This window comes from Pseudomonas sp. McL0111, from assembly GCF_052567255.1.
Genome location: NZ_CP199585.1, coordinates 2,939,745 through 2,957,713, shown reverse-complemented (window position 1 = coordinate 2,957,713; position 17,969 = coordinate 2,939,745). Strand labels below are relative to the sequence as shown.

Annotated in this window: 10 protein-coding genes; 7 read left to right on the top strand and 3 right to left on the bottom strand. The window is 59.0% G+C overall.

What is annotated here, in order from left to right:
- Window positions 1-5: 5 nt before the first annotated feature.
- Together ACTWLJ_RS13510 and ACTWLJ_RS13505 are read right to left on the bottom strand one after the other, a co-directional pair.
- Window positions 6-941, bottom strand: a complete 936-nt coding sequence (locus ACTWLJ_RS13510) for an iron-sulfur-binding ferredoxin reductase (protein WP_445181166.1) — start codon at window positions 939-941, stop codon at window positions 6-8.
- Entirely contained in the window at window positions 934-2,040 is a 1,107-nt protein-coding gene (locus tag ACTWLJ_RS13505; RefSeq protein WP_445181165.1) for a diguanylate cyclase domain-containing protein, read from the bottom strand. Before ACTWLJ_RS13505 ends, ACTWLJ_RS13510 begins: the two co-directional genes overlap by 8 nt.
- 493 nt (window positions 2,041-2,533) lie before the next feature.
- Here ACTWLJ_RS13505 and ACTWLJ_RS13500 point away from each other — a divergent pair, with 493 nt between their 5' ends.
- The 6 genes from ACTWLJ_RS13500 to ACTWLJ_RS13475 all read left to right on the top strand — a co-directional run bounded on the left by ACTWLJ_RS13500 (window position 2,534) and on the right by ACTWLJ_RS13475 (window position 16,264).
- Complete coding sequence (locus ACTWLJ_RS13500) at window positions 2,534-4,057, top strand: fumarate hydratase (RefSeq protein ID WP_426206915.1); 1,524 nt, start codon at window positions 2,534-2,536, stop codon at window positions 4,055-4,057.
- Between the two features lie 203 nt (window positions 4,058-4,260).
- The gene (locus tag ACTWLJ_RS13495; protein WP_445181164.1) at window positions 4,261-8,757 is read left to right on the top strand and encodes a SpvB/TcaC N-terminal domain-containing protein; all 4,497 of its coding nucleotides are present in this window, start codon (window positions 4,261-4,263) and stop codon (window positions 8,755-8,757) included.
- On the top strand, window positions 8,754-11,438 hold the full coding sequence (locus ACTWLJ_RS13490; protein ID WP_445181163.1) for an RHS repeat domain-containing protein: 2,685 nt from the start codon (window positions 8,754-8,756) through the stop codon (window positions 11,436-11,438). The genes ACTWLJ_RS13495 and ACTWLJ_RS13490 overlap by 4 nt, the downstream gene beginning before the upstream one ends.
- Before the next feature lie 93 nt (window positions 11,439-11,531).
- Window positions 11,532-13,292, top strand: a complete 1,761-nt coding sequence (locus ACTWLJ_RS13485) for an ATP-binding protein (RefSeq protein ID WP_445181162.1) — start codon at window positions 11,532-11,534, stop codon at window positions 13,290-13,292.
- Complete coding sequence (locus tag ACTWLJ_RS13480; protein WP_445181161.1) at window positions 13,292-14,623, top strand: sigma-54-dependent transcriptional regulator; 1,332 nt, start codon at window positions 13,292-13,294, stop codon at window positions 14,621-14,623. Before ACTWLJ_RS13485 ends, ACTWLJ_RS13480 begins: the two co-directional genes overlap by 1 nt.
- Window positions 14,624-14,944: 321 nt before the next feature.
- On the top strand, window positions 14,945-16,264 hold the full coding sequence (locus ACTWLJ_RS13475; protein WP_445181160.1) for an MFS transporter: 1,320 nt from the start codon (window positions 14,945-14,947) through the stop codon (window positions 16,262-16,264).
- A gap of 148 nt (window positions 16,265-16,412) precedes the next feature.
- Here the strand turns inward: ACTWLJ_RS13475 and ACTWLJ_RS13470 are convergent, their stop codons facing one another.
- Window positions 16,413-17,168, bottom strand: coding sequence for a COG4705 family protein (locus ACTWLJ_RS13470; protein ID WP_445181159.1), 756 nt, complete (start codon window positions 17,166-17,168; stop codon window positions 16,413-16,415).
- 341 nt (window positions 17,169-17,509) lie between these two features.
- On the opposite strand from ACTWLJ_RS13470, the gene ACTWLJ_RS13465 reads away from it, so the two are divergent.
- On the top strand, window positions 17,510-17,743 hold the full coding sequence (locus tag ACTWLJ_RS13465) for a hypothetical protein (RefSeq protein ID WP_445181158.1): 234 nt from the start codon (window positions 17,510-17,512) through the stop codon (window positions 17,741-17,743).
- The last annotated feature ends 226 nt before the right edge of the window (window positions 17,744-17,969 follow it).

The following is a 17,969-nucleotide window of genomic DNA, read 5'->3' as shown; positions in this document are numbered from 1 at the left end:
AGCGCTCAACCACGGCTCAGAAACACATCAGCCAGCAGTTGGTTGCGCGGCAGTCCGGCCAGGTACAGACGCCGGGCAAAGGCATCGACGCTGGTGGTTGAACCGCAGACTAAGGCCAGGGTTTGCCGGGAGACAAGGCGTAGTTGCGCCAAAGCCGAGGGTAACTCAGCCGCCGTCCACAGTTCGATGCTGAGGTTTTCACGCTGCGCGGCCAGTGCTTCAAGGGGTTTGGCCAGATAGTGTCCGTCGGCGTCATGGGCCAGGTGAATGATGCGGATGGCGCCCTGATGATCCTGGCGCAAGGCTTCGCGCAACACACCGAACAGCGGCCCCAGACCAGTGCCTGCCGCCAGCAGCCATAACGGTCGGTCATGCCAGTCAGGATCGTAATGCAACGCACCGCCACGCAATTCACCGAGGCGGATCGAGTCGCCGATCTGCAATCTGCGCGCGGCATCGCTGAATTCACCGGGCTGGCGGCAGTCGAGGTGAAATTCGAGAAAGCGGTCTTCTTGCGGCAGGCTCGCCAGCGAATATGGCCTGGCGATGTGGTTGATCCAAAGCACCAGATGTTGCCCGGCGCTGTAGCGCAACGGCCGCTGCGGGGTCAGGCGCAAACGCAGGACGCCGGCGCTGAGCCAGTCGAGCGCCGCGACTTCTGCCGGCTGGCCGTCCGCGACCGGATCAAAAGTATGAACCTGAAGGTCTTCAACTACCTGACACTGACAGGCCAGACGCCAGCCTTGCTGACGTTGTTCGGCGCTCAGAGCATCCGGTCGATTATCGGCGGGCAGGCCCTGCGTGCATTGCACCAGACAGGCATGGCAATTGCCGGCGCGGCAGCTATAAGGTACCGCGACGCCGTTTTGATTGAGGGCGTCGAGCAGATTGCTGCCCGCCGTCACCGACCACTGACGGTCGCCGACCCGCAACTCAGGCATCGACGTTCTCCCACGCCGCCGCACAACGATTGCGCCCGTCACGCTTGGCCCGATACAGCGCCTGATCGGCACGCTGCAAGGCGTCATCGAGATCGTCGCCAAGCTCCAGCAGGGTCATGCCTGCCGACAGACTGAGATTTCGCACATTCAGGCCCACCAGTTCGACGTCAGTGAAAGCGATCCGCAGCCGTTCGCAACAGGCAGTCAGGCGCTCGGCATCGCAGTCGGGCAATAGCACCACAAATTCTTCACCACCGTAACGCGCCAATACGTCGCCGTCACGCAGACACGCACCGGCCACCGCAGCAAACGCCTGCAACACCTGATCCCCGGCGGCATGGCCGTGCAGGTCGTTGATGCGTTTGAAGTGATCGAGATCGATCAGCGCCAGGCCATGCATCACATCGGCGTCCATCGAGTTCAGCTCACGTGAGGCCAGACGCAGGAAGTGCCGACGGTTGAACAACCCGGTCAGTTCGTCGGTGGCCACCAGATCTTCGAGCTGACGCATCATGCCGCGAAGGGTGTCCTGATGCGCCTGCAAGGCGAACCGGCGCTGCCGCTGACGCTGGCGCGAGGTCTGGACGAAGCGCGCATAAAGTACCAGCCAGCCCAGCACCATCAACAGGATGCACACCTGCAACGCAGCCATTGCAGGATCAGGTAACTGGAAGTGGTAGCCGTCCCACAGAGTGATCGCACAGAAACTGAAGAACACCAGCATCGAGCAACGAATGAACGCCCGGCGTGACAGGTGAAACAGGCCGAACAACAGGATCAGCACATAAAACACCAGGAACGCGCCCCGGGCTTCATCCAGATGTGCGATCAGCCACGTCTGCCAGCCGAGGCCGAGCAGCACTTGCGCCTCGGTCAGGCTCGGGTCGGAAAAACGCAGGTTGTAGCCGGAGAAGAATATGGCGAAGAGGGTCGCCTGAGAGATCACCACCAGCGCGCTGCCGACGGTCACACCCACCAGCGAATCGTTGTAGTGTCCGGTGAAATACGCCAGCCACAGCAGCAGCAAAGCCAATCCGTAGGTGGCCGTAGCAAGGGCAAAGCGCTTGAGCAAAAGACGTTGAATGGCGTTATGGGTCAATCGTTGACTCACCGTGCGATAAGAGGCTGACCGAGTGTCCTACTCCACAGACCGGCTGCCACTTTAGTGGCGTAGTCGCGAAATGACCACCGATTTCCGGGCTCGAAAATTGACGTCAAATGCATGACTGAAATGAGTGAATTTCTCGAAAAACGAGATCCCTGTGGCGAGGGGATTCATCCCCGTTGGGCAGCGAAGCGGCCCCCGGCGATCTAGCTGTTAAAACGCAGTCACTGGATTTACGACTGCTGCGCAGTCGAACGGGGATAAATCCCCTCGCCACAGGGGCCGGCCATGGTCACAAGTGTTCGGCATGCGACCAACGAATGACTGCCGGCGCGTGTAAGCCCTACCGAGGCGCGGTATACTGCCGCGCCTTTTTAGCGTCGCGCCAGCAGCCCCGGCGTGCCTTGAAAGGTGTTTGCGGTCGACCGATACACCCAAGCCGCAAGCACCTTATTGAATGTTCCCGTCTTATAGAGGAGCGCGACTCATGACCGTGATCAAGCAAGACGACCTGATTCAGAGCGTTGCCGACGCCCTGCAGTTCATTTCCTACTACCACCCCGTGGATTTCATCCAGGCGATGCACGAAGCCTACCTGCGCGAAGAATCGCCAGCGGCCCGTGACTCGATGGCGCAGATCCTGATCAACTCGCGCATGTGCGCCACCGGTCACCGCCCGATCTGCCAGGACACCGGCATCGTCACCGTGTTTGTACGCGTAGGCATGGACGTGCGCTGGGATGGCGCGACCATGAGCCTGGACGACATGATCAACCAGGGCGTGCGTCAGGCTTACAACCTGCCGGAAAACGTCCTGCGTGCCTCGATCCTCGCCGACCCGGCGGGCGCTCGTAAAAACACCAAGGACAACACCCCGGCCGTTATCCACTACTCCATCGTCCCGGGTAACACCGTGGAAGTGGACGTGGCAGCCAAGGGCGGCGGTTCCGAGAACAAGTCGAAAATGGCCATGCTCAACCCGTCCGACTCGATCGTCGACTGGGTGCTGAAGACTGTTCCGACCATGGGCGCCGGCTGGTGCCCACCGGGCATGCTGGGTATCGGCATCGGCGGCACCGCCGAGAAAGCCGCGGTCATGGCCAAAGAAGTGTTGATGGAGTCCATCGACATTCACGAGCTGAAAAAGCGCGGCCCGTCCAACCGTATCGAAGAGATGCGTCTGGAGCTGTTCGAGAAGGTCAACCAGTTGGGCATCGGCGCCCAGGGCCTCGGTGGCCTGACCACCGTGCTCGACGTGAAGATCATGGACTACCCGACCCACGCCGCTTCGCTGCCGGTGTGCATGATCCCGAACTGCGCCGCCACCCGTCACGCACACTTCGTGCTCGACGGTTCCGGCCCGGCCTCGCTGGAAGCGCCACCGCTGGACGCCTACCCGGAAATCGTCTGGGAAGCAGGTCCGTCGGCTCGCCGCGTCAACCTCGACACCCTGACCCCGGAAGACGTGCAGAGCTGGAAGCCGGGCGAAACCGTCCTGCTCAACGGCAAGATGCTCACCGGTCGCGACGCTGCGCACAAGCGCATGGTCGAAATGCTGAACAAGGGTGAAACCCTGCCGGTAGACCTCAAGGGTCGCTTCATCTACTACGTTGGCCCGGTTGATCCGGTCGGTGACGAAGTGGTTGGCCCGGCTGGCCCGACTACGGCGACGCGGATGGACAAGTTCACCCGTCAGATCCTTGAGCAGACCGGCCTGTTGGGCATGATCGGCAAATCCGAGCGCGGCCCTACCGCCATCGAAGCGATCAAGGACAACAAAGCCGTGTACCTGATGGCCGTCGGCGGCGCCGCTTATCTGGTTGCCCAGGCAATCAAGAAGTCCAAGGTGCTGGCGTTCGCCGAACTGGGCATGGAAGCGATCTACGAATTCGAGGTCAAGGACATGCCGGTTACCGTCGCGGTGGACAGCAAAGGTGAGTCGGTACACATCACCGGTCCAGCGATCTGGCAGAAGAAGATCAGCGAAAGCCTGGCGGTAGAAGTGCAGTAGGCGCTTTTATCTGACTGTAGCGGCCGGCTCATCGAAAGGTGAACCGGCCGTTTTTGTTTGTGCCCTCAGCAATCTCGTTATAAAAAATCGGGCCCTGCAAGGAATTTGATCTGATCACCCTGTCAGTTCTGACAGGTTACGTATTGTCTGCGTCTTGATAGCGTCAGAGCCTCACGCTAACGCTGTACGCAGTGGATACAATCATGGCCGATCAAGACCTCAGCATCATCACCCCCTCCATTGCCAAAAGCGCTTCAATCTCCACCATTGGCAAAAGTTGGGGGGCCGTCGGCCCGACCGGCGCTGCCTCGTTCGAACTGCCGCTGCCGATTTCACCCGGACGTGGCTGGGACCCGCAATTGTCACTCGGTTACAGCAGCCAGGCCGGCAACGGGCCTTTTGGCATTGGCTGGAACATCGGCATTGCCCAGATCAGCCGAAGCACCAACAAAGGTGTGCCGCGCTACACCGATCATGATGAGATCATCGGCGATGATGGCGAAGTCTGGATGCCGGAACTCGACGCCGCTGGCAATATTCAGTCACGCTTTGAAAGCAGCTACAACGACGTCAACATTGGCTTGCACAAAGTGGTGCGCTACTGGCCTCGGGTCGAAAGCAGCTTTGCATTGCGCGAACGCTGGGAACGCGCGAGTAAAGAGTCTCATCCGCCAACATTCTGGTTGATCCACGGCGGCGATGGAACGTTGCAGCTGTTCGGTAAAACGGCTGCCTCGCGTCTGGCAGATCCCGAAACGCCACACCATGTTGGCGCCTGGTTATTAAACGAAAGCCTCAATACTCATGGCGAACACATCTGCTTTGAGTACAAGGCTGACGACGAGAACGAGGACCTCATTTACGACTACCGCGCGCAACGCTATTTGCGAGCAGTGTTTTACGGCAATTTCACGGCCAGCCAGAACTTGTATGGCTGGACTACGGAAAATCCAAGCGAACTCGACTGGCATTTTCATCTGCTGTTCGACTACGGCGAGCGTACCCGCTCGCTGACGGAGAAACCCGTCTACGGTGGAGACTCCCTGGCATCGTGGCTGATCCGCCTGGACCCGTTTTCAACCTATGGCCAGGGTTTTGAAGTCGGTACACGTCGGCTCTGTCAGCAGGTTTTGATGTTCCATTACTTTCCGCAGGAAACCGGTAATGAGCCGGTGCTGACGCGGCGGTTGTTGCTGGAATATCCGGACACCACGCTTCCCTGGCATTACAACCAGATCACTGCGGCTCACTATCAGGCCTACGACGCACATGGCGCGGTCGAGCAAACCCCTCCCGTGGAATTTGACTACTCATCTTTCGAGATCAATAAAACTCCCGCTCGCCTGTTCGAAGACGAGACCATGCCGGGCATCGAGGATGGACAGTTTTACCTGTGTGTCGACCTGTATGGCGAGGGCTTGCCAGGCTTTCTTTGCCGCTATGACCAGTGCTGGTATTACCGCGAACCGCTGCGCATCAAGTCGGGTAAAGACGACATCGGTTATGCCCCCTGGAAGGCGCTGGAACAGATCCCCGTCGCGAACCGCAATAACCCTGCGCATCAATTGTTGCTCGACTTGACCGGTGACGGTCGTCTGGACTGGGTCGTGGCGCAACCGGGCATCAGCGGTTATCGCGCCTTGAACGCCGACCGCAGCTGGGCACCGTTCATGACGTTTGCCCGGTTTCCACTGGAGTTTTTCAATGGCCTCTCGCAATTGGGTGACCTGACAGGGGACGGACTCAGTTCTCTGGCGATGATCGGGCCCCATGCCGTGCGTGTGTACGCCAATCAAAGAACCGAAGGTTTCGCTACGGCCGAAGACGTTCCACATCTACCGTCGGGTGACCGCTTGCCACTGTTCAGCAACTCGCCCCACGAGCTGGTGATATTTGGCAATCTGCAGGGCGGTAACGCGAGCGGGCTCTACCGTATTTGCCACAACGAAATCAAATGCTGGCCAAATCTCGGCCACGGCAAGTTCGGTAAAGGGCGAGTGATCAGCGCCTTGCCATTCGACTACAGCGACTTCGACTCCGCCCGCGTGCGGATCGCCGATCTGGATGGTTCCGGCGCGCCGGCCCTGATCTACCTGAAGTCCGATACGTTCGAGATTTACCTGAATCGCGGCGGCAATGGTCTGGAGCAGACACCAGTCGTCGTGCCCTGGCCCCAAGGTGTGCGTTACGACCGTTTGTGTCAGGTCAGCTTCGCCGATTTGCAGGGACTGGGTTGCGCCAGCCTGATTCTCACCGTGCCGCACATGACTGCCCGGCACTGGCGCTACGATTTTGTTGCCGCCAAGCCTTATCTGCTGACGGCCAGTAACAACAACATGGGTAGCAGCTCCCAAGTGGTCTACCGCAGTTCCGCCCAGGAATGGCTGGATGAAAAGCAGCAATGGCTCGCTGAAAAGCCCCTCGAACCGCCACAGTGCCACTTACCGTTTCCGATTCAAGTGGTCAGTCGCCAGCGCCAGCTGGACGAAATCACCGGTAATTGCAGCTCTCAGCACTGTAACTATTACGAAGGCACCTATGACGGCGCCGAACGCGAATTCCGCGGCTTCGGCCATCTGCAACAAACCGACAGCGAAAGCGCCACGGGCGACGAAGATGTCAGCTTCACCGCCCCGGTACGCGTCTGTACCTGGTTCATGACCGGGCGCTCCATGGATCGGTCCAGAGACAGCTATTTCAAAGGAGATGCCCAGGCTTTGCCCTTGGGAGCGACGCAATTGAGCCACTATCACCTGGCGGATGAATGCGAAGAACCGGTTACGCCGCCCGATGAAACCACTCGCTACCTGATCGCACGAGCACTGGTCGGTTCGATCACCCGCGTCGAGACCTACTCCGGCGAGGACGTACGGCCATATCTGGTGGTGGAGTCGCGCTACCTGGTTCGCGACATGCAACCCGACAGTCAATATGGACCTGCTGCGGTGCTGCTACCCCGCTTACTGGAAACGATCACTTATCATTACGAACGCATTATCAACGACCCGTTGTGCCGTCATGACATCGTCCTGAATACTCATCCATACGGCCAGCCGACTCACTCCGTGACCGTCAGTTATGCACGGCGCCAGACCGAAGCAGACACCCCGCCCTTTTCCGACCCCGATGAACAACAGTGGTGGCGGGACGCCCATGACCCGGCGCAGCAAAGTTATTACCTGAACGAATCCCGCGCGCGGTTCATCGACCTGGATACGAGCTGGCAACGCCGCAAGCTGGGCTTGCAATATCAACATCGCAGCGATGCACTGGTATTGCCCAAAGGCACGTTACCGACGGGACTCAATCCGCAGGAAATTTCCTGGGAGTCGCTCAGAGCTCACCAGGCCACCCCACAATGGAATGCGCTCAGGGTTTTGACGGGGCAATCCGTGCAGCGCTATCTCAGCTCTATCGATGGCAGCCCGTTGCCGGATGGCGTCGCCGACTTTGAAGCACTGGCTGCACCGATTGAGCTCGCACAACTGGACAAGACTGCGCTGGACGCTTACAGCAATCTGCCGCCACCGTTCAACATCCGCACAGAGTTAACAAACATCGGCTACACGCCGATGGCGCCTCTGTTCGAACCTCCGCCTGCGGCTGACGAAGAAGCAAATCTCTGGTCCGCCCGCCACAGCTATGCGAAGTACGAGGGCCTGTCGGCTTTTTTCAGGGTGAGTGAATACCGCGAAACCTTGAGCCACGGCTGGACCAAAGCCGAATACGACAATTACTGGCTGCTGATCAAGAGCGTCGAGCTACCGGATGGCTGCAAGACTCGCAGTGAGTACGATTACCACGCACTGCAACCCTCACGTCTGATTGATGCCAATGACAACTGTCAGGAAGCGATCTACGAACCTTCCGGACAGCCTTTTGCATTCAGTTTCTTCGGCACCGAAAACGCTGTCGCCGCAGGTTTTCGTCCCCTCAATGAGTATGTTCGTCCGATAGATCATCGACCTGACGCGGCCATTGCCGACCCATCGGCAGCGGTGCAAAAAGCCGCCAGCATATTGCGCAAGGACTTGTTCAGCTGGATGGGACAATTGCCGGTTACGGTCAACGAAATGCCCGAGTTACTGCGCGAATGGCTGGCAAACGGTGATGTCCTGCCTAGCCTGCATATTCGCGCCCGTGCACGCCAAAGGCTGGCACAGCTCAAGTTTCCGACACCCGCAGAGCTGGCGTTGCGCGAACTGATCGAAAGGGTCCTGCGCAAGCCAGTGCACAGCATGGTTATCAGCGCCGACCGTTATCCCGATGATCCCGTCAGCGCACAGTTTCAAATCGTCATCAGTTATGTGGACGGCTTTGGCCGGGCCCTGCAAACCCTGCAACGGGTCGAGCCGGGTATCGCGTATGCGGTATCCGCCGACGGTTCTCTGATCATCGAAAACGGTCAATTGCTCGAGAAACACGCCGATCCGCGATGGCGCGCTACTGCGGGGGTCGAGTACAACAACAAAGGACTGCCGGTGCGTCAGTTTCGACCGTTTTTTATTGACACTCATCACTACGTCAATGACCACGCCCTGCGTGAGCACGGCTACTTCGAGCAATTGTTTTACGACGCGCTTGGCCGCCCGATCAAATTGATCAATGCCAAAAAGGATTTTTCCCGCGAAACGTATCACCCCTGGTATCAGACCAGCGAAGACTTCAATGACACCGTCGAAGAGGATCCTCAGCCATGAGCATTCACCGACGCACCCCCTCGCTCGAAGCCACCGACAGCCGTGGGCTTGCGGTGCGCCGGGTTGCCTATTGGCGCAGCAGTGCCGGAGCCACGCCAGTGACACTGGTGAGTCGTCTGGAACATGATTTGGCCGGCCGCAACGTTGCCCAGTGGGATCCGCGTCTGTCCCGTCCCAGTCTCGTGACGGTCTACACCTTGCAGGGACAGCTACTGAAAACCGATAACGTCGACGCCGGCGTGCGCTTGAACCTGCCAGGGCTGGCCGGCCAGACGCTGCAGCGCTGGGATGGCCGTGACACATCCTGGCTCATGACCTACGATCGCCAATTACGCCCGCTGAGCGTGAAGAATGCCTTCAGCCCCGCAGACGATGAAACAATCATCTATGCGGATGCATCTGCCGATGCTGGTTGCAATCTGCGCGGGCGGCAGCTTAGGCAAGTTGACGTTTCGGGTTCTGTGCAAATGGGCAGCTATAACCTCGCCGGGCAAGCCGTTCGTGAAAGTCGTCTCTTTTTCGATGGAAAAAGCTTCACCAGCCAACGCACCTACAGCCCGCTGGGCCTGATACTGGACCAGACGGATGCAGGTCAGCATCGACAGCAGATGCACTACGATCTGGCCGGACAACTCAAAACCACACACCTTGCATTAAAGGGCGGGATTCAAAAGTGGGAGATACTGCTAGACGCGCAATATAACGCCGCCGGACAGCTCGTCTTGCAAAAACATGGCAACGCCGTGAGCGTTCATTGGCAGTACAACCCGGCCAACGCTCATCTGGTCAGGCAGTGGACACAAAAAGGCACTGAATCGCCAATTCAGGACTTCGAGTACACCTATGATCCTGTGGGAATGATCACCAAAATCGTCGATGCCGCCGTCAAACCGGATTTCTTCGCCAACCAACGCTACGACGGAACCCGAACATTCTCCTACGACTCGCTCTACCAACTGCGCAGCGCCACCGGCTGCAGCGCCTCCAATCACCCGCAAGGGCCTTCGTGGCCGCAACCCGGCGACTCCAGAGACCTGCGTCAATACCGACAGACCTACGAATACGATCACGGCGGCAACCTGATCAGAATCACTCAGGTGCGCGAGAACGCCAGCCATACCCAACACATCTTCATCGATCCGCACAGCAATCGCGGCATTTTGCACAAACCCGGTGATCCGCCTCCGGACCTCAACCGACTGTTCGATCCCCACGGAAACCTGCTGGAAAGACTGCCGGGCCAGCCACTGTTGTGGAATAGCCGCGATCAATTGCGGTCAGTGGTGATGGTCTCGCGTCCCGACGGTTCAGACGACGCCGAACACTACAGGTACAGCCAGGGCCAGAGGGTCTTCAAACGCCATGATCGCTACAGCACGAACGTCCAACACTTTCAGGAAGTGCGCTACTTGCCGGGACTGGAAATCTCCGGCAAGGAAAATGGTGAAGAACTGCATTCCATCACGGTCACGACCGGAGCGGGGACTGTTCGATGCCTGTACTGGGAAAACGATCCGGCGAACATTGGCAGCACACAACTGCGCTACGGTCTGACCGACCACCTGAATTCATGCCTTATCGAACTGGACCAGTCCGCGCAACTGATCAGCAGCGAGCGATTCTTCCCATTCGGCGCGACCGCCTTGTTCACAGCGCGTGCAGACGTCGAAGTCAATTACAAAACCATCCGCTATGGCGGTAAAGAGCTTGATCGCAGCGGTTTTTATTATTATGGCGAACGATATTACGCTCCGTGGCTGGGGCGCTGGACGCAACCGGACAAGCATGGCGTCGTGGATGGATTGAATTTGTATTGCATGACCGGCAACAATCCGATCAATTTTGTCGACTGGCAGGGAGCGATGACCCAGCCTGCGGATCATACGATCGAAATGCCACTTCCCGGCACCACACGCAGGCCGTCCACGGAGAGCACGGTAGCGCCTTCCCCCGATGTGCCAGTGAAAAATCCCCGAGACAATCCGCCTGGACGACTTCCCCCAAAACCCGAGCAAACATGGCGCGAGTGGGGCAAGGCAACGGTGCTGACTGCTGTTAACTCCAGAGTAGGGCTGGCGCTGCTTCCCGTCAGTACATCATCGCCAGCCTCCGCTGCCGTCGTTTCAACCGTTTTGACTGCCGCGGCGCAATTGACACTACATGCCACGTTATTCAATCCCGGTTGGTCTATACCTGCGACGTGGGACCCGGCTGGAGACGAAACGGTGCCACCCGCCGATGTGACGCAGGACGTCCATCGACTGTTCAATCTGACCGCGCTAGGAGTGACCACTGCTACAGCCGTTGGCGGCATGATCTTGGGGCCGCTGGTGGGAGGCTACGTCGACGAGTTGAGAGGCACCAAGCTCAAGGCGGCAAACAAAGAGCAGGCTGGAAAATGGCTGGACAAGGTCGACCAGATGATCGCAGAGCTACGATTGCAAGATAACGTGTCGAACACGGCACTGAATTCGTTGCATGACCAAGTTGTGGAGGCTGAGGAATTGACCGGGTTCACCTGGCGAAGCATGGGCATGCTCGAGAAAATTACGCGTATGCGCACCATTGACGACACAGGGTTATCACGCAGAAGCTCAATGTCTTCCGCTGACCCTGGAAGCAGCTATTTTCATCGAAGGAATGCTGGTCGTGGAACGCGGCTCCGTCAACACGGGAGTTGAGTTCCGAATGAGCTGACGCGCTGCTGCTCTTATCGCTTAAGGCCGGGGCCATGCTATGGTCTCGGCCCGACTTCCTGACTGTTTGCGCCCAGCATGCTGCCGACTTCCCGTACCCTGCGTCTGTCGTTGTATACCCTGCTGATCATCGCCGGAGCCGTGCTCGCGGCGACTTTGGCCATCCGCCACGCCGAACGTCAGGCGCTGGAGGAAGACGCTGCCCGTGCCAGTCAGCAACTGGCGTTGTATGCCACCTCCCTGCACACCCTGATCGACCGCTATCGCGCACTGCCTGCCGTGCTGGCGCTGGACCCGCAATTGCGTTCGGCGCTGACGGGCACCGTCGATGCCGAGGAACAGGCCGCGCTGAATCTGAAACTGGAAAAGATCAACGGCGCGGCACGCTCCTCGACCCTCGAACTGCTCGACCGGACCGGCCTCGCGGTGGCTGCCAGCAACTGGCGACTGCCGAGCAGTTACGTCGGCCACAACTATGGTTTCCGCCCGTACTTCAGCCAGACCCGCACCCAGGGCACCGGGCGTTTCTACGCGGTAGGTGTAACCAGCGGAATTCCCGGCTACTTCCTCTCCCGCGCGGTGTTGGGCGATAACGACGAGTTCCTCGGGGCGATGGTGGTCAAGCTGGAATTCCCCGAACTGGAGCGCGAGTGGAGTCAGGGCAGCGACACCCTGCTGGTGAGTGACGCACGCGGCATCATCTTCATCGCCAACCAGCCCGGCTGGCGCTATCGCCTGTTGCAGCAACTGAATGCCAGCGATCACGCCGACATCAAAAGCACGCGTCAGTACGACAAACAGACCTTGGTTCCGCTGACTCATCTGTCTTTGCGCCGCTTCGATGAAAACAGCGACCTGACCCGCGTCGAAGGCCCGCAAGGCACTGCCGACTATCTATGGGAATCCCTGCCGTTGACTGCCGAAGGCTGGACTCTGCATTTGCTGCGTCGCCCGCAAGTGGCGTTCGAAGACTTGCGTAACGCCGGGTTGGCCGCCGCCGGCGTGTGGCTGGCATTGGTGTTTTTGCTGCTGTTCCTCAACCAGCGCTGGCGCTTGGCCAAAATGCGCCAACGCAGCCGCGAAGAACTCGAACAACTGGTGGACGAGCGTACCCGCGACCTGCGCACCGCTCAGGAAGGTCTGGTGCAATCGGCCAAACTGGCGGCGCTGGGGCAAATGTCCGCAGCGCTGGCTCACGAAATCAATCAGCCACTGACCGCGCAGCGCATGCAACTCGCAACCTTGCGCCTGCTGCTCGATCATGGCCGCGTCGACGATGCCTACAAGGCGCTGAAGCCCGTGGACGACATGCTCACGCGGATGGCCGCCCTCACCGGCCACCTGAAAACCTTCGCCCGCAAGAGTCCAAGTGGTTTGCGTGAGCGACTGGACCTGGCAACCGTGGTCGATCAGGCGCTGCAATTGCTCGATGCGCGGCTGCGTGACGAGCAGGTCAGTCTGGTGCTGCACCTGACTCGTCCGGCGTGGGTGCGTGGCGACGCGATTCGTCTCGAACAAGTGCTGATCAACCTGCTGCGCAACGCCCTCGACGCGATGCAGGGCAAAACCTGCAAACGTCTGGAAATCCGCCTCGAAGCCGACGAACAACTGTGGCGTCTGAGCGTCAGCGACAATGGCGGCGGCGTTGCCGAAGAACATCTGGCTCAGGTATTCGACCCGTTCTTCACCACCAAACCGGTGGGCGACGGACTAGGCCTGGGGCTGGCAGTGTCCTTCGCCATCGTGCATGAGTCCGGCGGACGCCTGAGTGCGGAAAATGCCGACACTGGCGCGGTATTCACCCTGACCCTGCCGATCGATCTGGAGGCACACATCTGATGCTCAATTCAGTAATCGTGGTCGACGACGAGAGCAGCATCCGCAATGCCGTCGAACAGTGGCTGAGCCTGTCGGGTTTCGAAGTGCAGTTGTTCAGTCGCGCCGAGGAATGCCTCGCTGCGCTGCCCGCGCATTTTCCCGGGGTGATCATCAGCGATGTGCGCATGCCGGGCTTGAGTGGCCTGGAATTGCTCGCCGAAGTGCAGCGTCGTGATGCAGACCTGCCGGTGATCCTGCTGACCGGTCACGGCGACGTGCCGATGGCGGTCGAAGCGATGCGCGATGGTGCCTACGACTTTCTGGAAAAACCGTTCAGCCCGGAAACCCTGCTCGGCAGTTTGCGTCGGGCGCTCGACAAGCGCCGGCTGGTTCTGGAAAACCGTGCCCTGCACGAGCAGGCGGACAACCGCGCCAAACTCGATGCAACCTTGCTCGGTGTATCTCGTGGTTTGCAGACTTTGCGTCGGCAGGTGCTGGACTTGGCGGCGTTGCCGGTCAACGTGCTGATCCGTGGTGAAACCGGCAGTGGCAAGGAACTGGTCGCGCGTTGTCTGCATGACTTCGGCCCGCGTGCGGACAAGCCGTTCGTGGCGCTGAACTGCGCGGCGATCCCCGAGCAACTGTTCGAAGCCGAGCTGTTCGGTCACGAAAGCGGAGCCTTCACCGGCGCTTCCGGCAAGCGCATCGGCAAACTCGAATACGCCGATGGCGGCACGCTGTTTCTCGACGAAATCGAGAGCATGCCACTGGCTCAGCAAGTGAAACTGCTGCGGGTATTGCAGGAGCAGAAGCTTGAGCGGTTGGGCTCGAACCAGAGCATTCGCGTTGATCTGCGGATCGTCGCGGCGACCAAACCCGACTTGCTCGACGAAGCCCGGGCCGGTCGTTTTCGTGAAGACCTCGCGTATCGCCTGAACGTCGCCGAGCTGCGCTTGCCGCCATTACGTGAGCGCCGTGAAGATATTCCGCAATTGTTCGAGACCTTTGCGCGTCAGGCGGCGGAGCGGCTCGGGCGCAGTTTTCCGCCATTGAGCGGCGCGCAGTTGAGTCATCTGCTCAGTCATGACTGGCCGGGCAACGTGCGCGAACTGGCGAACGTCGCCGAACGTCAGGTGCTGGGGCTGGATGAGCCGGCACCGGGGATTGATCCGGGGCAATCGCTGGCAGCGCAGCAAGAAGCGTTCGAAGCGCAATGTTTGCGCATCGCCCTGACCCGGCATAAAGGGGATGTGAAAGCGGTGCTTGAAGAACTGCAACTGCCGCGGCGTACGTTCAATGAAAAGATGCAGCGCCATGGGTTGAGTCGGGAGATGTTTGTTCCGGGCAGCTGAGTTTTGCAGCGTTTGATCGGGCCCCATCGCGGGCAAGCCCGCTCCCACAGGGTTTTGTGTTGAACACAAGATTAGTGATCACCACTGAACACTGTGGGAGCGGGCTTGCCCGCGAAGAGGCCGGCACAGGCAACAATGATCCATCACTCTGAATGAGCAATTTTCCGCTCATTACCAGTCAGATTTAAGCGGATTTCCGCCCACCCATTCCCGCAACCCCCTCTAAACCGCCCCTCTCCCGGTTGGCACAGCTCCTGCTATAGCCCCGGCAGGCTGCGTTTCAACGCGCTCCACAAAAACAATTAAACGAAGGATCCTTCAATGGATAACTCCAACACCCTGCCTCTTGGGTCGGCTGCCGTGCCGGTCAAAGAAAGAACCACCGCAAGCCGAATCAAATCGATCTTCAGCGGTTCGGTCGGCAACATGGTCGAGTGGTACGACTGGTACGTCTACGCCGCCTTCTCGCTGTACTTCGCCAAGTCCTTTTTCCCTGCCGGTTCCTCCACTGCGCAACTGATGAACACCGCCGCGATTTTCGCCGTGGGCTTCCTGATGCGTCCTATTGGTGGCTGGCTGATGGGCCTCTACGCCGACAAGGTCGGTCGCAAGAAAGCCTTGATGGCCTCGGTCTACCTGATGTGCTTCGGCTCGCTGCTGATCGCCCTCAGCCCGAACTACGAAACCATCGGCATCGGCGCACCGATCCTGCTGATCTTCGCCCGTCTGCTGCAAGGCCTGTCGGTCGGCGGCGAATACGGCACCTCGGCGACTTACCTGTCAGAGATGGCGACCAAGGAACGTCGCGGCTTCTTCTCCAGCTTCCAGTACGTGACCCTGATCTCCGGCCAGCTCATCGCGCTGGGCGTGCTGATCGTGCTGCAACAGACCCTGACCACCGAGCAGTTGTACGCGTGGGGCTGGCGCATTCCGTTCGCCATCGGCGCGCTGTGTGCAGTGGTTGCGCTGTACCTGCGTCGCGGCATGGAAGAGACCGAGTCGTTCACCAAGAAAGAGAAATCCAAGGAAAGCGCCATGCGCACCTTGATGCGCCATCCAAAGGAACTGATGACCGTGGTCGGCCTGACCATGGGCGGTACGCTGGCGTTCTACACCTACACCACTTACATGCAGAAATACCTGGTGAACACCGTCGGCATGAGCATCTCCGACTCCACCACCATTTCTGCCGCCACACTGTTCCTGTTCATGTGCCTACAACCGATCATCGGTGGCCTGTCGGACAAGATCGGTCGTCGTCCGATCCTGATCGCCTTCGGCGTGCTGGGGACGATCTTCACCGTGCCGATCCTGATGACTCTGCACACCATCCAGACCTGGTGGGGTGCGTTCTTCCTGATCATGGCGGCACTGATCATCGTCAGCGGCTACACCTCGATCAACGCCGTGGTGAAGGCCGAACTGTTCCCGACCGAAATCCGCGCACTGGGCGTCGGCCTGCCGTATGCACTGACCGTATCGATCTTCGGCGGCACCGCCGAATACATCGCGCTGTGGTTCAAGAGCATCGGCATGGAAACCGGTTACTACTGGTACGTGACCGCGTGCATCGCGGTGTCGCTGCTGGTGTACGTGACCATGAAAGACACCCAGAAACATTCGCGTATCGTGACTGACTGATCGGGTGTGCGCAGCCACTGCAAAGGTGGCTGCGATGGCCTCATCGCTGGCAAGCCAGCTCCCACAGTGATTGGCGGTGTTCACAAATTCTGTGTTCACCGCCTGACCCTGTGGGAGCGAGCTTGCTCGCGAATGCCACGACTCGGTTTCAGGTCAACCCGGCAACCTGTGGCTTGCCATAACGCTTCTGCGCATACGCCGCCCCGGCGATCATCACCAGCAGAATCCCCGCCAGCACCGCCGACGAACCAATCGTGCCGAAATCCAGACCGCCCTTTTCATGGGATTTGGTCATCAAGTCACCCAAGGTCGCGCCAAACGGCCGGGTCAGCACGAACGCCACCCAGAACAGCACCACTGACGAAATTTTCGTGAAGTATTTGAGCAGCACCACCACACCAATGGTCGAGCCGATCAGCAGCGCGCCACCGGCAAAGCCCAATCCCGAATCGTCGGCCAGGTAATCACCGAGCGCCGTGCCCAGGGTGTTAGAGAAAAGAATCGCCATCCAGTAGAACATCTCGCCGCGAAAGCTCTGCACCTTGGTGACGTTGAGCGAGTCACCGCTCAGGCGCCAGGCCGCGAAGATCGCCAGCAGAATCGCGATCAGGATCATCGACCCGGTGGCATAGCCCAGACCGAGCGTGCGATCCATGAAGTCGGACATGGTAGTGCCGGCGGTGCTGGTGGACAGAATCACGATCCAGTACAGCAACGGCTTGTAGGTTTTCGCCATCAATTGGGTGATCAGTGTCAGCACGAACACGCTGATCAGAATCAGCGAGCTGATGGCGTAACCGACATTCAGGGTCATCGACAGCAAATCCCCGGCGGTCTCCCCGAGGGTCGTCGCGCAGATTTTCATGACCCAGAAAGCCAGGGTGATTTGAGGCAGTTTATTCATTGCAGGTAAAGCTCCAGTGTGTGACGGCCGGTTCTTGGTTTTCTGGCCGCGGACAGACTGGCGCTGCGCGAGTGAAAAACCGGTCGGCAATCTATGAAAAATCTGTCACACACGCCAAAACAGCGATTAATCCCCCATTAATGCTGGCCCAGCATCCTGCACTCACCTGATCGATTACCTGCGCGACGTTCGCCCTCCTCCGTGAATGCGATTAAATGCGTCGCCCTTAACATCTAGTTAATCGATAGTTTTTAGCATTAATTTGCGCTTTTTAATCAATTTAGTTGGCGTAGCATTAAACCCATGCGAAACACATCGCCAACAAACCTGGAGTAACAACGATGAAAACCCAACTGATCCTTGCCCTGACCCTGTCCGTACTGGCTGCCAACACCTTTGCTGCCGACGGTTCGGACAAAACCAAATCCGCCGAATTCATCTCCGGCGCGAGCGCTTCGGTTGAACACGTGCAGTCCGGCACCTACGCCGCTGACGGCTTCGATAAAACCGGTACTGCCGCCGCTATCGCTGCCGATGGTTTTGATAAAACCGGCACCGCTGCTGCCATCAGCTGATCCTCAGCAGTTGTTCCACAGCCCGGCCTCGGCCGGGCTTAGTCATTTCTGGGGGATGACAAAATCATGATCACCACACAAAATCCTGTGGGAGTGAGCTTGCTCGCGAATGCGGTACATCACAGTCACTGCTAAGTCGCCTGACACATCGCATTCGCGAGCAAGCTCGCTCCCACATTTGATCTTCACTGGGCTGGCTTGCACTATTGTTCATCCACGAACGCCC

What these genes read in the sequence shown, in the direction of transcription:
- ACTWLJ_RS13470 (WP_445181159.1), bottom strand. Translation starts at nt 17,168, where the DNA reads ATGAATAAACTGCCTCAAATCACCCTGGCTTTCTGGGTCATGAAAATC.
- ACTWLJ_RS13485 (WP_445181162.1), top strand. Translation starts at nt 11,532, where the DNA reads ATGCTGCCGACTTCCCGTACCCTGCGTCTGTCGTTGTATACCCTGCTG.
- ACTWLJ_RS13510 (WP_445181166.1), bottom strand. Translation starts at nt 941, where the DNA reads ATGCCTGAGTTGCGGGTCGGCGACCGTCAGTGGTCGGTGACGGCGGGC.
- ACTWLJ_RS13480 (WP_445181161.1), top strand. Translation starts at nt 13,292, where the DNA reads ATGCTCAATTCAGTAATCGTGGTCGACGACGAGAGCAGCATCCGCAAT.
- ACTWLJ_RS13495 (WP_445181164.1), top strand. Translation starts at nt 4,261, where the DNA reads ATGGCCGATCAAGACCTCAGCATCATCACCCCCTCCATTGCCAAAAGC.
- ACTWLJ_RS13475 (WP_445181160.1), top strand. Translation starts at nt 14,945, where the DNA reads ATGGATAACTCCAACACCCTGCCTCTTGGGTCGGCTGCCGTGCCGGTC.
- ACTWLJ_RS13465 (WP_445181158.1), top strand. Translation starts at nt 17,510, where the DNA reads ATGAAAACCCAACTGATCCTTGCCCTGACCCTGTCCGTACTGGCTGCC.
- ACTWLJ_RS13490 (WP_445181163.1), top strand. Translation starts at nt 8,754, where the DNA reads ATGAGCATTCACCGACGCACCCCCTCGCTCGAAGCCACCGACAGCCGT.
- ACTWLJ_RS13500 (WP_426206915.1), top strand. Translation starts at nt 2,534, where the DNA reads ATGACCGTGATCAAGCAAGACGACCTGATTCAGAGCGTTGCCGACGCC.